Annotated in this window: 13 protein-coding genes; 10 read left to right on the plus strand and 3 right to left on the minus strand. The window is 63.3% G+C overall.

Translation table 11 applies throughout. From position 1 onward, the window contains the following. Nucleotides 1-58: 58 nt before the first annotated feature. The 7 genes from choX (at nt 59) to aac(6') (ending at nt 6,158) form a co-directional block, all read left to right on the plus strand. Complete coding sequence (choX, locus tag CRO75_RS10725; protein WP_097135192.1) at nt 59-1,003, plus strand: choline ABC transporter substrate-binding protein; 945 nt, start codon at nt 59-61, stop codon at nt 1,001-1,003. 73 nt (nt 1,004-1,076) lie between these two features. Next, nucleotides 1,077-1,964, plus strand: coding sequence for a 3-keto-5-aminohexanoate cleavage protein (locus tag CRO75_RS10730; RefSeq protein WP_085533061.1), 888 nt, complete (start codon nt 1,077-1,079; stop codon nt 1,962-1,964). A 51-nt stretch (nt 1,965-2,015) separates the two neighbouring features. After that, a complete protein-coding gene (locus CRO75_RS10735) occupies nt 2,016-2,981 on the plus strand; it encodes an L-carnitine dehydrogenase (protein ID WP_097135193.1) in 966 nt (321 codons plus the stop codon). Between the two features lie 147 nt (nt 2,982-3,128). Beyond that, on the plus strand, nt 3,129-3,605 hold the full coding sequence (locus CRO75_RS10740) for a thioesterase family protein (protein WP_097135194.1): 477 nt from the start codon (nt 3,129-3,131) through the stop codon (nt 3,603-3,605). A gap of 238 nt (nt 3,606-3,843) precedes the next feature. Further along, the gene (locus tag CRO75_RS10745; protein ID WP_097135195.1) at nt 3,844-5,007 is read left to right on the plus strand and encodes a gamma-butyrobetaine dioxygenase; all 1,164 of its coding nucleotides are present in this window, start codon (nt 3,844-3,846) and stop codon (nt 5,005-5,007) included. A 381-nt stretch (nt 5,008-5,388) separates the two neighbouring features. Beyond that, nucleotides 5,389-5,649 carry a hypothetical protein gene (locus tag CRO75_RS10750; protein WP_007925996.1) on the plus strand — a complete coding sequence of 87 codons (261 nt, stop codon included), beginning with the start codon at nt 5,389-5,391 and terminating at the stop codon, nt 5,647-5,649. A 62-nt stretch (nt 5,650-5,711) separates the two neighbouring features. Next, nucleotides 5,712-6,158: an aminoglycoside 6'-N-acetyltransferase gene (aac(6'), locus tag CRO75_RS10755; RefSeq protein WP_097135196.1), complete on the plus strand. Its 447-nt coding sequence runs from the start codon at nt 5,712-5,714 to the stop codon at nt 6,156-6,158. Here the strand turns inward: aac(6') and CRO75_RS10760 are convergent, their stop codons facing one another. Both CRO75_RS10760 and CRO75_RS10765 read right to left on the minus strand, forming a co-directional pair. Continuing rightward, nucleotides 6,159-7,253: a GlxA family transcriptional regulator gene (locus CRO75_RS10760; RefSeq protein ID WP_009045963.1), complete on the minus strand. Its 1,095-nt coding sequence runs from the start codon at nt 7,251-7,253 to the stop codon at nt 6,159-6,161. A gap of 558 nt (nt 7,254-7,811) precedes the next feature. Beyond that, complete coding sequence (locus tag CRO75_RS10765) at nt 7,812-9,188, minus strand: L-serine ammonia-lyase (RefSeq protein ID WP_097135197.1); 1,377 nt, start codon at nt 9,186-9,188, stop codon at nt 7,812-7,814. 426 nt (nt 9,189-9,614) lie between these two features. Between CRO75_RS10765 and CRO75_RS10770 the strand changes: the two genes are divergently transcribed. The 3 genes from CRO75_RS10770 to choV all read left to right on the plus strand — a co-directional run bounded on the left by CRO75_RS10770 (nt 9,615) and on the right by choV (nt 12,649). Further along, nucleotides 9,615-10,562 (plus strand): choline ABC transporter substrate-binding protein, encoded by a 948-nt coding sequence (locus CRO75_RS10770; protein WP_097135198.1) that lies wholly within the window; start codon nt 9,615-9,617, stop codon nt 10,560-10,562. Between the two features lie 66 nt (nt 10,563-10,628). Further along, nucleotides 10,629-11,474 carry a choline ABC transporter permease subunit gene (gene choW / locus CRO75_RS10775; protein ID WP_007925985.1) on the plus strand — a complete coding sequence of 282 codons (846 nt, stop codon included), beginning with the start codon at nt 10,629-10,631 and terminating at the stop codon, nt 11,472-11,474. After that, a complete protein-coding gene (choV, locus tag CRO75_RS10780) occupies nt 11,471-12,649 on the plus strand; it encodes a choline ABC transporter ATP-binding protein (protein ID WP_009045965.1) in 1,179 nt (392 codons plus the stop codon). Before choW ends, choV begins: the two co-directional genes overlap by 4 nt. 231 nt (nt 12,650-12,880) lie before the next feature. Here the strand turns inward: choV and betT are convergent, their stop codons facing one another. Then, nucleotides 12,881-14,878, minus strand: coding sequence for a choline BCCT transporter BetT (betT, locus tag CRO75_RS10785; protein ID WP_007925980.1), 1,998 nt, complete (start codon nt 14,876-14,878; stop codon nt 12,881-12,883). Nucleotides 14,879-15,239 lie beyond the last annotated feature (361 nt).

The following is a 15,239-nucleotide window of genomic DNA, read 5'->3' on the forward strand; positions in this document are numbered from 1 at the left end:
CATCACCGGCGCACATAGACGCCGGAACCGACAATAACGACCTGCCGAGGAAACCTTCATGAAACGACTGATCAGCAGTTGCGTCCTTGCACTCAGCGGTACCGTCTTTCTCAGCTCCGGCGCCATGGCCGCCGACGCCGCCAGCTGCCAGAACGTGCGCCTCGGCGTGGTCAACTGGACCGACGTGATCGCCACCAGCGCCATGGCCCAGGTACTGCTCGACGGCCTCGGCTACAAGACCAGGCAGACCAGCGCCTCGCAGCAGATCATTTTCGCCGGCATCCGCGACCAGCGCCTGGACCTGTTCCTCGGCTACTGGAACCCGCTGATGACCCAGACCATCACCCCGTTCGTCGAAGCCAAGCAGGTCAAGGTGCTGGCCGAACCCAGCCTCAAGGACGCCCGTGCGACCCTCGCCGTGCCTACCTACCTGGCGGACAAGGGCCTGAAGACCTTCGCCGACATCGCCAGATTCGAGAAGGAACTGGGCGGCAAGATCTACGGCATCGAGCCCGGCTCGGGCGCCAATACCCAGATCAAGGCAATGATCACCAAGAACCAGTTCGGCCTGGGCAAATTCCAGCTGGTCGAATCCAGCGAGGCCGGCATGCTCGCGGCGGTGGATCGCGCCGTGCGACGCAAGGAAGCCGTGGTGTTCTTCGGCTGGGCGCCGCACCCAATGAACGTCAATGTGCAGATGACCTATCTCACCGGCAGCGACGACGCCCTGGGCCCGAACGAAGGCATGGCCACGGTGTGGACCGTCACCGCGCCGACCTACGCCGAGCAGTGCCCGAACGTGAACCGGCTGCTGAGCAACCTGACCTTCAGCGCCGAGGACGAGAGCCGCATGATGCAACCGCTGCTCGACCACAAGGACGCCCTGGAATCGGCCAGGCAATGGCTGGCCGAGCATCCGCAGGACAAGGCGCGCTGGCTCGAAGGGGTCACCACCTTCGACGGCAAGCCCGCGGCCGACAACCTGAAACTGACCAGCCAATAACCACCCCGAACTCCCTCTGCGCAGCGCCAAACGGCTGCGCAGCGACCCACCACGCCTGTAAGGAACCCGCACCATGAACCACGACGTCATCATCACCTGCGCACTCACCGGTGCTGGCGACACAACCGCCAAGAGCCCCCACGTGCCGGTCACCCCGAAACAGATTGCCGCCGCCGCGGTGGAAGCGGCCAAGGCCGGCGCCACCGTGGTCCACTGCCACGTGCGCAACCCGGACACTGGCAAGTTCAGCCGCGACGTCGCGCTGTACCGCGAAGTGATGGAGCGCATCCGCGAAGCGGACGTCGACATCATCGTCAACCTCACCGCCGGGATGGGCGGCGACCTGGAGATCGGCGCCGGCGAAAACCCGATGGAGTTCGGCCCCAACACCGACCTGGTCGGCCCGCTGACCCGCCTGGCCCACGTCGAGGAACTGCTGCCGGAAATCTGCACCCTGGACTGCGGCACCCTGAACTTCGGCGACGGCGACACCATTTACGTGTCCACCCCGGCGCAACTGCGCGCCGGCGCCAAGCGCATCCAGGAGCTGGGGGTGAAGGCCGAGCTGGAAATCTTCGACACCGGCCACCTGTGGTTCGCCAAGCAAATGATCAAGGAAGGCCTGCTGGACGACCCGCTGTTCCAGCTGTGCCTGGGCATTCCCTGGGGCGCGCCGGCCGACACCACCACCATGAAGGCCATGGTCGACAACCTGCCGGCGGGCGCGGTCTGGGCCGGCTTCGGTATCGGCCGCATGCAGATGCCGATGGCCGCGCAGGCGGTGCTGCTGGGCGGCAACGTGCGGGTCGGCCTGGAGGACAACCTGTGGCTGGACAAGGGCGTACTGGCGACCAACGGCCAGTTGGTGGAGCGCGCCGGCGAGATCCTCAGCCGCCTCGGCGCCCGCGTCCTGACCCCGGCCGAGGGCCGGGCCAGGATGGGCCTGCGCAAGCGCGGCTGACCCGGAAGGCGGTTACAGATACGTCCACTTTTGACTTTCAGGAAACCTGTCATGAGCTTTATCACCGAGATCAAAACCTTCGCCGCCCTGGGCAGCGGTGTCATCGGCAGCGGCTGGGTATCGCGCGCCCTCGCCCACGGCCTGGACGTGGTGGCCTGGGACCCGGCGCCCGGCGCCGAGGCGGCCCTGCGCAAGCGCGTGGCCAATGCCTGGAGCGCCCTGGAAAAACAGGGCCTGGCACCGGGCGCGACCCAGGATCGCCTGCGTTTTGTCGCGACCATCGAGGAGTGCGTGAAAGACGCCGACTTCATCCAGGAAAGCGCCCCGGAACGCCTGGAACTGAAACTCGACCTGCACGCCAGGATCAGCGCCGCGGCCAAGCCCAATGCGCTGATCGGCTCCAGCACCTCCGGCCTGCTGCCGAGCGAGTTCTACGAGAGCTCGACCCACCCGGAACGCTGCGTGGTCGGCCACCCGTTCAACCCGGTGTACCTGCTGCCGCTGGTGGAAGTGGTCGGCGGCAAGAACACCGCGCCAGAAGCCGTGCAGGCCGCGATCAAGGTCTATGAATCCCTGGGCATGCGCCCGCTGCATGTGCGCAAGGAAGTCCCGGGCTTTATCGCCGACCGTCTTTTGGAGGCGCTGTGGCGCGAGGCCCTGCACCTGGTCAACGACGGCGTCGCCACCACCGGCGAAATCGACGACGCGATCCGCTTCGGCGCCGGCCTGCGCTGGTCGTTCATGGGCACTTTCCTGACCTACACCCTGGCCGGGGGCGATGCCGGCATGCGGCACTTCATGGCCCAGTTCGGCCCGGCCCTGCAGCTGCCGTGGACCTACCTGCCGGCCCCGGAACTGACCGACAAGCTGATCGACGACGTGGTCGAAGGTACCGCCGAGCAGCTCGGCACCCACAGCATTTCGGCGCTGGAGCGCTATCGTGATGACTGCCTGCTCGCCGTGCTCGAAGCGGTTAAAACCACCAAGGCCAAACACGGCATGAGCTTCAGCGAGTAACCCTGACGCGCCCTGTAGCCGCTGCCGCAGGCTGCGATAAGGCTCGAAGAGCCTTCCAGGGGCCGCAAGAGCGCGTCTCCTGCGAAGCCGATCGCAGCCTGCGGCAGCGGCTACAGGTTCAGCCCGCCATTTTCGTGAGCCCATGACATGCCCGTACTCACCACCTACACCACCCGCATCAGCCCCGACTGGGTCGATTACAACGGCCACCTGCGGGACGCCTTCTACCTGCTGATTTTCAGCTACGCCACCGACGCCCTGATGGACCGGCTGGGCATGGACAGCAACCACCGCGAAGCCAGCGGCAACTCGCTGTTCACCCTGGAGCTGCACCTCAATTACCTGCATGAAGTGAAGCTCGATACCGAGGTCGAAGTGCACACCCAGATCATCGGCCACGACCGCAAGCGCCTGCACCTGTACCACAGCCTGCACAAGGTCGGTGACAACCTGGAACTGGCCGGCAACGAGCAGATGCTGCTCCACGTCGACCTCGCCGGCCCGCGCTCGGCGCCGTTCAGCGAGCCGGTGCTGAACAGGCTACGAGACATCGCCGCCGGGCAGGCCGACCTCCCCGCCCCCGCCTGGATCGGCCGGGTGATTGCCCTGCCGCCGGAAAAATAACCACCCTGGGTCTGTACGAAAAGTCGGCGAGCGAAGGTCAGGCAAGGCAAAAACAGGCGAGGAACGGCCGGGGTCGCGCTCGACTGTAGGGGCCTACATGAGCATTCCGATCGGACTCGCGCACGAGCCTGTTTCTGCGTAACGCCGCAGGCGTCTAGCGCGCAGCATGACCCGCGTAGCGCCGAAGGCGCCCAGCGCGCAGCCACTTTTCGTACAGAGCCTAAAAAAGGAGCGCACCGTGAATACTTCCACCGCTTTTGCCGACTTCCGCAGTTACCCGTTGATCAGCGCGTTGACCGCCGTACAAGCCCTGGCGGACCGTGTTCAGGTGCAGTGGGCCGACGGTCGCTCGAGCCCCTTTCATCATCAGTGGCTGCGCGACAACTGCCCCTGCGCACACTGCGTGTACAGCGTGACCCGCGAGCAGGTGCTGGAGATAGTCGACGTCACCGAAGACCTGGCCCCGGCCGCCAGCCGGATCGACGCCCAGGGCTGCCTGAGCATCGACTGGCAGGACGGCCACCTCAGCCGCTTCGATCCGGGCTGGCTGCGGGCCCACGCCTACGACGATGAAAGCCGCGCCGAGCGCCGCGCGCGTCGCCCGCACAGCCAACTGTGGGACAGCCGGCTGCAACTGCCGGTGTTCGAGTACCAGGCGCTGATGGAGGACCCGCAGGCGCTGCTGCAATGGCTGCTGGCGGTGCGCGACATCGGCCTGACGCAAGTCCGTGGGGTGCCCACCGCACCGGGGTCGCTGGCCCAGGTCGCCAAGCGCATTGCCTTTATCCGCGAGAGCAATTTCGGCGTGTTGTTCAACGTGCAATCCAAGGCCGACGCCGACAGCAACGCCTATACCGCCTTCAACCTGCCGCTGCACACCGACCTGCCGACCCGCGAGCTGCAACCGGGCCTGCAGTTCCTGCATTGCCTGGTGAACGACGCCGAAGGCGGCGAAAGCATCTTTGTCGACGGTTTTGCCATCGCCGACGCCTTGCGCCGCGAAGACCCCGAGGCGTTTCGCGCGCTGGGCGAGATCCCCGTGGAGTTTCGCAACAAGGACCGCCACAGCGACTACCGCTGCCTGGCGCCGGTGATCGCCCTGGATGCGCTGGGCGAGGTCACGGAGATCCGCATGGCCAACTTCCTGCGCGGGCCGTTCGAGGCCTCGGTGGACGACATGCCCCGGCTCTACCGCGCTTATCGACGCTTTATCGCCATGACCCGCGAGCCGCGCTTTCGCCTGATCCAGCGCCTCAACCCGGGCGAGCTGTGGTGCTTCGACAACCGCCGCACCCTGCACGCGCGCAACGCCTTCGACCCCGCCACCGGCGCGCGGCATTTCCAGGGTTGCTACATCGACCGCGACGAGTTGCTGTCGCGGATCCTGGTGTTGCAGCGCTAGACCGCGTCGCGTCAATCGCGAGCAAGCTCGCTCCTACAGAGGCGATGTCGTACCCAGCATCGAGCTACGACGCGAACCTGTAGGAGCGAGCTTGCTCGCGAAAAAATGGCCCAGGCACCACCTTTCTCCAGGCAAAAAAAGCCCCGATCAAGCCGTGACAGGATCGGGGCTGAGGAGGTTTTCTGAGGAGCCGACACGAGGGTGACCAAACCTTCGATGACCGAGCTGGAATCCAGTGTGCCCAGTCGCCTTCAAGCCAAGTTAGCCGAAAACGACCTGTTCATAGGCATCCCGGCCATTGCGACAATTCGCCCTTGCCGACTGTCCGGGTGGCTACCAGAATCGGCTCACGACCACGCTCCCTGAACAAGGATAAGAGTCATGATGCACGCGGATCTGATTGACCAGGACGACCTGCTCGGCCAGCTGAGGGCCCTGGGTTTTGAAATGCCGGCCGGCGCCACGGCCGACCAGGCCTGCGAGTGCGCGGTGCGCGGCTTGAGCGATGCCCGGGCCAAGGCCCTCAAGGGCATGGTCGAGCAGATGCTCACCGGCAATGCCACCATCCTGCCGGCCGTGCGCCAGGCCATCGACAAACAACTGTTGCCGGCCCTGGCCCAATTCCAGAACAGCCGCGCCTGAGCCTTCGCCGGGCGCGGATCACAAAGTAGAGTGCGGTGCCTGCAAGCCAAGGAGCCGCCCCCATGATTCGAATCGAACCCTGCCAGTCAGCCCATCAAGCGGGCTGGCTGCCGTTGCGCCAGGCGCTGTGGCCCGACTGTCCGACCGAGGAACACCGGGACGAAATCGCCAGCTTGCTGGACGACCCGCGGCGCTATATCAACCTGCTCGCTTATACCGCCGATGGGCAGCCAGTAGGGTTGGCCGAGGCTTCGTTGCGCCGCGACTACGTGAACGGCACCGAGCATTCGCCGGTGGTGTTTCTGGAGGGTTTGTACGTCAGCGCCGAACAGCGGCGCCAGGGCATTGCCGAACGACTGATCGATGCCGTCGCCCAATGGGGACGGGATCAGGGCTGCGTGGAAATGGCTTCGGATACCGGCCTGGAAAACCTGGTGAGCCAGACCGTGCACAAGGCGCTCGGTTTCGAGGAAACCGAGCGCGTCGTGTACTTCAGGAAAAGCCTGTGATTACAGCCTGACGCTGGCGAAGGTCGATTCGTTGCGCGCCTGGCTCAGCGAGGACATCGGGCCAGCCAGCACCAGCGCCTGCGGAATCGGCATCATGGCCACCTGTTGGGCGGTGTTGGAGCCCACGCGTTCGTCACGTGGTGGAATGCCGAAGTACTCGCGGTAGCACTTGGAGAAGTGCGGCGTGGAGACAAAACCGCAGACCGAAGCCACTTCGATGATCGACATCGGCGTCTGCTTGAGCAGCTGGCGGGCGCGGATCAGGCGCAGCTTCAGGTAGTAGCGCGATGGCGAGCAGTGCAGGTATTTCTGGAACAGCCGCTCCAGCTGGCGACGGGATACCGAAACGTAGACCGCCAGTTCGTCGAGGTCGATCGGCTCTTCCAGGTTGGCTTCCATCAGCGCGACGATTTCCTGCAGTTTCGGCTGGTTGGTGCCGAGCATGTGCTTGAGCGGCACGCGCTGGTGATCCTGCTCGTTGCGGATACGTTCGTAGACGAACATTTCCGAGATCGCCGCCGACAGTTCACGGCCGTGATCGCGGCTGATCAGGTGCAGCATCATGTCCAGCGGCGCGGTGCCGCCGGAACTGGTGAAGCGGTTGCGGTCGAGGGTGAACAGGCGGGTGCTCATGGCCACCCGCGGGAAGGCTTCCTGCATCGAGGCCAGGCATTCCCAGTGCACGCTGCAATCGAAGCCGTCGAGCAGGCCGGCGCAGGCCAGGGCCCAGCTGCCGGTGCAGACCGCGCCGAGGCGACGGGACTGGCGCGCCTGGCTTTGCAGCCAGGACACATGTTCGCGGGTCACGGTGCGCTGGATGCCGATGCCGCCGCAGACGATCACGGTGTCCAGGGCCGGGGCTTTGTGCATGGAGGCGTCGGGGGTGATCTGCAGGCCATCACTGGCCCAGACCTGGCCGCCATCGACGCTGAGGGTGGTCCAGCGATACAGCTCGCGGCCGGACAACTGGTTGGCCATGCGCAGCGGCTCGACCGCGGACGCCAGGGAAATCAGCGTGAAATTGTCCAGCAGCAAAAAGCCGATGGATTGAGGCGCACGGTTCTGGGGTTGAGCCCCGGAGTTGAACGTCGTCATCGCGGTATCTCCTCACACAAAGCAGGTGATGGCCTCAGGCGGAGGCTCTTGTTATTGCCATCATTCTCACGTGGGAGACGGGCTTTGTGATGACAGAGCAATTGCCATGCCTAAAATTGAATGGCCATTCAATAACTCCTGAAAACGACGTCGCGATGCGTCTATATAAGCCGTGCGCAATGTGCGGGTTATCAGTGTCGAATCGGCCTGGAAGGGCCCTGGGCCGGTGGCTGTGAGCAAATCGGTAGCACTTGTGGGAACGGCGAGAAACGTCCCGGGAAAAGAGTGTCACCGCAAGCACAGGTGGGCGCTCAGCCGAGGTCAGCGAAAAACCTGACCGATGGGCCTTGGGACTTACCTGTTTGCGACGCTCCAAAAGGTGGCGAGGGCGTCGCGGGGTGTTCAATTTATGAGCAGTGGGCTGGAAACAGGCGGTGGATGATCCGGCGTGATCGCGGGCAAGCCTCGCTCCTACGGAATGCGTTTTTCTGTAGGAGCGAGCGGGCGGCGATCCGACTTGCCCGCGATGGACTGCGCAGCAGTCCCGCTGTTAAAGCATCAACACTCAACGGCGCTGACCGCCAGCCCGCCGCGGGATGTCTCCTTGTATTTGTCATGCATGTCGGCGCCGGTATCGCGCATGGTGCGGATCACCCGGTCCAGGGAAATGAAGTGCTGGCCGTCGCCGCGCAGGGCCATTTGCGCGGCGTTGATGGCCTTCACCGCGGCAATCGCGTTGCGCTCGATGCACGGCACCTGTACCAGGCCGCCGACCGGGTCGCAGGTCAGGCCAAGGTTATGCTCCAGGCCGATTTCCGCGGCGTTGCACAGCTGCTCCGGCGACGCCCCGAGAATCTCCGCCAGGCCGGCGGCGGCCATGGCGCAGGCGGAACCCACCTCGCCCTGGCAGCCGACTTCGGCGCCGGAGATCGAGGCGTTTTTCTTGCAGAGGATGCCTACCGCCGCCGCGCCGAGGAAAAAGTCCACCACGTTGGCGTCGGTGACGTCCTCGCTGAAGCGCATGAAGTAATGCAGCACCGCCGGGATGATCCCCGCCGCGCCGTTGGTCGGCGCCGTCACCATGCGTCCGCCGGCGGCGTTTTCCTCGTTCACCGCGAGGGCGAACAGGTTGACCCACTCCATGGCGCTCAGGGTCGAGCCGATCACATTGGGTTTGTTCAGTTCCTGCAGGCTGCGATGCAGCTTGGCCGCGCGGCGCCGCACATTGAGCCCGCCGGGCAGGATGCCTTCGTGTTTCAGGCCCTGCTCGACGCAATCCTGCATGGCCTGCCAGAGCTTCATCAGGCCAGCACGGATCTCCTCCTCCGAACGCCAGACCTTCTCGTTGGCCATCATCAGTTCGGCCACCCGCAGGTTGTGCTTCTGGCACAGGCTCAGCAGCTCCACGGCGCTGGAGAAGTCATAAGGCAATTCGGTGCGATCCAGGTCCACCACGCCGCTGCTGGCCTGGGCCTGGTCGACGACAAAACCGCCGCCCACGGAATAATAGGTATCGCGGTGCAGTTCCCCGGAGTCGCCTTCGGCCACCAGGGTCATGGCGTTGGGATGGAACGGCAGGTTTTCGTCGATCAGCAGCATGTCGCGCGCCCAGACGAAGGGAATCGGCAGGCGGTTGTCGAGCAGCAGGGTATTGGTTTCACGCAGGGTCTCGATGCGACAGCCGATCTGCGACGGATCGATCGCATCCGGCCATTCGCCCATCAGCCCCATGATCACCGCGTTGTCGCTGCCGTGGCCGATGCCGGTGGCCGACAGCGAGCCGTAGAGCCTTACCTCGACACGGCGCACCTGCTCCAGCAGGTCTTTCTCGCGCAGGGCCTGGACGAACAGCGCCGCGGCGCGCATGGGCCCGACGGTGTGAGAACTGGAGGGGCCGATGCCGATTTTGAACAGATCGAAAACACTGATAGCCATGACTGCGAAACTCCTCGATGAGCACACGCCGGGCGCCAAAACGCCCGGTGGCGAAGCTGCTACGCTCAAGCAGTAATCCGCCGAGATACGCGCATCATCAGGCTTTTGCAGTGTCGTTCGACGTCTCACACCGACTCACTCATGCCCACCAACGCCGTGGCCCGCCGACCTCCGGTTTCGGCCGTTTTTTTGCGGTTCAGACGGGCAAAAAGTGCTGAAAAAAGCTGTAAGCGACCTCACCGACACTGGATGCGACCCTCCCTGTACTGGATACGACGCACCCTGTAGGCGTCAGATTTTCACTGGTACATGATCAGTCTCGACTCGATTGCAAGGCACTGTGGTAGAGCTGTCCCACTCGCCCCAACCGCAACACTTATAAGTGCGGTCAGATACACCGCCAGAAAACACCCAGGAGTCCACCCCATGAAAGGTTCCCCGTCGTTGTTGTTGGCCGCCATGCTGAGTCTGCCGCTTCTGGCGCACGCCGCAGAACCGGCGCAATGCAGCACCGTAAACTTCTCCGATGTCGGCTGGACCGACATCACCGTCACCACCGCGACCACCAGCGTCGTGCTCGATGCCCTTGGCTACAAGACCAAGACCACGATGATTTCCGTGCCGGTGACCTACAAGTCCCTGGCCGACGGCAAGAACATGGACGTGTTCCTCGGCAACTGGATGCCGACCATGGAAAACGACATCAAGGCCTACCGCGATGCCGGCACCGTCGAGACCCTGCGCGCCAACCTGGAAAACGCCAAGTACACCCTGGCCGTCCCGGAAGAGCTGTACAACAAGGGCCTGAAGGATTTCGCCGACATCGCCAAGTTCAAGAAAGAGCTGGACGGCAAGATCTACGGCATCGAACCGGGTAACGACGGCAACCGCCTGATCCAGAGCATGATCGACAAGAACGCCTTCGGCCTCAAGGACGCCGGCTTCAAGGTGGTCGAGTCCAGCGAGGCCGGCATGCTCTCGCAAGTCGACCGCGCGCAGCGGCGCAGCACCGCGGTGGTGTTCCTGGGCTGGGAACCGCACCCGATGAACACCCGCTTCAAGATGAAGTACCTGACCGGCGGCGACGAGTACTTCGGCCCCAACTTCGGCCAGGCGACCATCTACACCAACACCCGCAAGGGCTACGTCGAGGAATGCAGCAACGTTGGTCAGTTGCTGAAGAATCTGTCGTTCACCCTGAATATGGAAAGCACCCTGATGGGTAACGTCCTGGACGACAAGATGAAGCCCGAGGCGGCCGCCAAGGCCTGGCTGAAGAAAAACCCCGAGGTACTCGATACCTGGCTCGCTGGCGTGACCACCATTGACGGAAAACCTGGCCTGGAGGCCGTGAAAGCCAAGCTTGCACAGTAAGTCGCTTATGCCGGGCGGGGTCGTCCGCCCGGGCTGTTTATTCCTTGCATGCGGACGTTCAATACCATGCTCATTGATCAGAAAATCCCTTTAGGCCAGTACATCGCTGCCTTCGTCGAATGGTTGACGCAACACGGCGCCAACACATTCGATGCGATCGCATCGACCCTGGAAACGATGATCCACGGCGTGACGTTTGCGCTGACCTGGTTCAACCCCCTGGCCTTGATCGGCCTGATTGCCTTGCTGGCGCACATTATTCAGCGCAAATGGGGCCTGACGGCCTTCGTCGTGCTGTCCTTCCTGCTGATTCTCAATCTGGGTTACTGGCAGGAAACCATGGAAACCCTGGCCCAGGTGCTGTTCGCCACCCTGGTCTGCGTGCTCATTGGCGTGCCGTTGGGCATCGTCGCCGCGCATAAGCCGATGTTCTACACCATGATGCGTCCGGTGCTCGATCTGATGCAGACCGTGCCGACCTTCGTTTACCTCATTCCTACCCTGACCCTGTTCGGTCTGGGTGTGGTGCCAGGCCTGATTTCCACGGTGGTGTTCGCCATTGCCGCGCCGATCCGCCTGACCTACCTGGGCATCCGCGATGTACCACAAGAGTTGATGGACGCCGGCAAGGCCTTTGGCTGCTCCCGCCGTCAACTGTTGTCGCGTATCGAGCTGCCCCATGCCATGCCGAGCATCGCCGCCGGCATCACCCAGTGCATCATGCTGTCGTTGTCGATGGTGGTGATCGCGGCCCTGGTGGGCGCCGATGGCCTGGGCAAACCCGTGGTCAACGCACTGAACACCGCCGATATCGCCCTGGGCTTCGAAGCAGGCCTGGCAATCGTACTGCTGGCGATCATGCTCGACCGTATCTGCAAACAACCCGAAGCCAAAGTAGGGGGTGACGCATGAGCATAATCCGCTTCGATAACGTCGACGTTATCTTCTCCAAGGATCCACGCGAGGCGCTCAAGCTGCTGGACCAGGGCATGACCCGCAACGAGATCCTGAAAAAGACCGGCCAGATCGTCGGTGTGGAAAAGGCCAGCCTGGACATCGAGAAAGGCGAAATCTGCGTGCTGATGGGCCTCTCCGGTTCCGGCAAGTCGAGCCTGCTGCGCTGCATCAACGGCCTCAACACCGTCAGCCGCGGCAAGCTGTTCGTCGAGCATGACGGCAAGCAGATCGACATCGCTTCCTGCACCCCGGCGGAACTGAAGATGATGCGCACCAAGCGCATCGCCATGGTGTTCCAGAAGTTCGCCCTGATGCCCTGGCTGACCGTTCGCGAGAACATCAGCTTCGGCCTGGAGATGCAGGGCCGGCCGGAAAAGGAACGGCGCAAGCTGGTGGACGAGAAACTCGAGCTGGTGGGCCTGACCCAGTGGCGCAACAAGAAGCCCGACGAACTGTCCGGCGGCATGCAGCAGCGTGTCGGCCTGGCCCGCGCCCTGGCGATGGATGCCGACATCCTGCTGATGGACGAACCCTTCTCCGCCCTCGACCCGCTGATCCGCCAGGGCCTGCAGGACGAACTGCTGGAACTGCAACGCAAGCTGAGCAAGACCATCGTGTTCGTCAGCCATGACCTCGACGAGGCCCTGAAACTGGGCAGCCGCATCGCCATCATGAAAGACGGCCGGATCATCCAGTACAGCAAGCCGGAAGAAATCGTGCTGAACCCGGCGGACGACTATGTACGCACCTTCGTCGCCCATACCAACCCGCTCAACGTGCTCTGCGGTCGCAGCCTGATGCGCACCCTGGACAACTGCAAACGCATCAACGGCTCCGTGTGCCTGGACCCGGGTGGTGACTCCTGGCTCGACCTGGCCGAGGGCAACACCATCAAGGGCGCGCGCCAGAACGGCGCCAGCCTCGACCTGCAGAACTGGATCCCGGGCCAGGCGGTGGAAGGCCTGGGCCGCAAGCCGACCCTGGTCGACTCCAATATCGGCATGCGCGATGCGCTGCAGATCCGCTACCAGACCGGCAACAAGCTGGTGCTGCACGACAACAACAAGGTGGTGGGGATCCTCGGCGACAGCGAGCTCTACCACGCGCTGCTCGGCAAGAACCTGGGGTAACAGCGACACGCAGACAAAAACGCCGCGACATCGATCGCGGCGTTTTTGTTTTATCGGGAATAAGGGGGTGCAGGTTTGCTCCCTGTTGCGGGAGCGGGTGTTGCGCTGGGTCAGGGATGGCGCTTCGCGAGCAAGCTCGCTCCTACAGGTCAAATGCAATCCTTGTAGGAGCGAGCTTGCTCGCGATACAGGCGACGCGGTGTAACAGGGCTACACCGCGCCTCTCACGTCTTAGCTGTAGACCCGGCCAAGGAGCTGCCGATGGCTTTCGAACTGATCGAGAACATCACGGGTGATCTGCTCCTGCGTAAAGCCCATCAAGTCGTATTCCTGACTGCCGTTGTGCAGGTAGACCTCGGCGCGGTAGTAGCGCGCACGCTCTTCGGGCGCATCGGCCGATTCGCTCGGCGCCGCCAGGTAGCCGTCCAGGCTCACTTCATAGACAAAAGGGTTGCCCTCTTCCATCTCGATCCGCACGCCCATGCAACGCTTGGACTTGCCCAGCAGGGTTTGCACATCCAGGCCCTGGTTGCGCAGCTGGGTCGCGGCCTCTTCCAGCGCCGGCGTCACATGCTTGTCCATGAAACGCTGGACCACCGCCTGGGTCGGCTGCAGGTCCAGCTGAGTCAGGCGCTCGCTGAAACCACGACGACCACGGGCCGCCAGTTCCGCCTGCTCCTGTTCGATCTGCGTGTCCTGGCGCATGGCCTTGTGCAGGCCGAACATGAAGCACACCAGCACCACCGAGAACGGCAGGCCGGCTAGCACCACCATGGTCTGCATGGCTTCGAAGTTACCGGCGAACAGCAGGCCGACGGTCACCAGGGTGATCACCACCGACCAGAAGATCCGCAGCCAGTGCGGGGCGTCTTCATCGACGTTGCCGCCCTTGCAAGACAGGTTGGCCATCATCACCGCGCCGGAGTCGGCCGGGGTCAGGAACAGCACGAAGCCGACGAAAATCGACACGCCGATGACAATCTTCGACGCCGGGTAATGATCCAGCAGCTGGTAGATCGCCATGGACGGCTGTTCCAGCGCCGTCTTGCCGAGCTCCACCGCGCCATGGTTCATCACCAGGTCCAGGGCCGAGTTACCGAACACCGACAGCCAGGCCAGGGTGAAGCCCAGCGGAATCAGCAGCACGCCCGCCACCAGCTCGCGCACGGTACGACCACGGGAAATACGCGCGATGAACATGCCGACGAATGGCGCCCAGGAAATCCACCAGGCCCAGTAGAACAGGGTCCACAGGCCCAGCCAGCGGTCGGACTTGGCGCTGTCGCCTTCGTACACATAGAGGTCGAAGGTCTTGAGCACCACACCGTTGAGGTAATCGCCGACGTTTTGCACGAAACCGTTGAGCAGGTGCAGGGTCGGACCAAACAGCAGCACGAAGATCAGCAGGCCGCTGAACAGCACGATGTTCAGGTTGGACAAGCGGCGAATGCCGTTTTCCACACCGGATACCGCGGCGATGGTGGCCACGGTGCTCATGACGATGATCACGATCAGCAGGTTGGTGTTGCTGTGTTCCATGCCGAACAGGTTTTCCAGGCCGGAAGACACCTGCATCGAGCCGATGCCCAGGTTGGTCACCAGGCCCAGCAGGGTCACGAACATGCCGAAACCGTCCACCGCGTGGCCGGCCGCGCCCTTGACCCAGCGCTCGCCCACCAGCGGGTACAACGCCGAACGCAGCGCCAGCGGCTGGTTGTGGCGGTAGGCAAAGTAGGCCACGGCCAGGCCGACCAGGGCGTAGATCGCCCAGCCGTGCAGGCCCCAGTGCAGGAACGTCAGTTGCAGCGCCGAACGCGCGGCCTGGTTGCTGCCCGGTACGCCCTCAGGCGGGTTGAAGTAGTGGTCCAGCGGTTCGGAAGCGCCGAAGTACAGCAGCGAAATGCCGATACCGGACGAGAACAGCATGCCGGCCCAGGCGCCATAGCTGAAATCCGGAGTGTCTTGCTTGGTCCCCAGCTTGAGTTTGCCGTAGGAGGAAAACGCCAGGCCGACGACGAACACCAGGTAGGCGGCGATCACCACCATGTAGTACCAGCCAAAGCTGCGGGACAACCAGGCCTGGGCAATGCCGAGCAGTCTGCCGGCCTCTTGCGGGGCGATGATCAGAATGGCGGTCAGCAACAGGATCAGCGCGGTAGAGGTGTAGAACACCCAACCGTTGACCCGCACCTTTTCCGGTGGGGTCTTTATAAGAGAGGCAGAACTCATGGCACAGATGCTCCAGGCAGTGCGAGAGAAGAACACAAGGCAACACGGCACCCGACCAATCGGTTAGTTGGCAGCCGACCGACGGGTGATATAAAGACACCCCGAAAAAAGCCCGAACCCGCAGGGGTTGCGTTGAGAACCAGCGTCGAAGGCCTTGTGCAAACGTGCAGTTCGTCACCTGGCCTTAAGCGTCTTGCCCATTCAACACATCCGTCCTCACTGGTTCACGCCATGCCCCGCTTGGGTTTCAGGCTTTTTCGGAGGTCGCTTTTCCGCCATCTACACGCAGGAAGGACCTGGAGGCAGCGACGATTTGTCGCAGATCTTATTCTTTGTTGATTGAACGTTCAATCAAAACAAA

The sequence above is a fragment of the Pseudomonas sp. LAMO17WK12:I10 genome, from assembly GCF_900215185.1.
Classification (GTDB): Bacteria; Pseudomonadota; Gammaproteobacteria; order Pseudomonadales; family Pseudomonadaceae; genus Aquipseudomonas; species Aquipseudomonas chlororaphis.